Genomic DNA, 395 nt, shown 5'->3' on the forward strand with positions numbered 1-395 from the left:
TGCGCGCGCGCGCCCTCAGCGCGGACGTCCGCGGGCGCGCGCCGCGCGGGCGCGGGGCGCCCGCGCCCCGCCGGCGCGCCCCCCCCCCCCCCACCCGCGGCGCGCGACCGGACACCGAGGAGAACACCTGTGGCCCGCCACATCTACGCCTGCCCGCTGCGCTGGTCCGACATGGACGCCTTCGGGCACGTCAACAACGTGGTCTTCCTGCGCTACCTGGAGGAGGCCCGGATCGACTTCATGTTCACCCAGGCCGCCGCGGCCGGTGCCGGGGAGTTCGCGGGCGGGTCGGGGGGGGGGGGGCGCGCGGGGGCGCCGAAAAGTCCGTGTGTGGGGCGCCGGCGCGCCGGGGGCCTCCTGAGCAAGAGGGAGAAAAAGAATGGTACAGCCGCGAC

At 77.2% G+C, this 395-nt stretch carries 1 protein-coding gene; it reads left to right on the plus strand.

All coding sequences use genetic code 11. From position 1 onward, the window contains the following. Nucleotides 1-129 precede the first annotated feature (129 nt). A partial coding sequence (locus ACFV4F_RS31775; RefSeq protein ID WP_380507645.1) for an acyl-CoA thioesterase occupies nt 130-395 on the plus strand: 266 nt, incomplete at its 3' end.

Source organism: Kitasatospora sp. NPDC059722, from assembly GCF_042733235.1.
Classification (GTDB): domain Bacteria; phylum Actinomycetota; class Actinomycetes; order Streptomycetales; family Streptomycetaceae; genus Kitasatospora.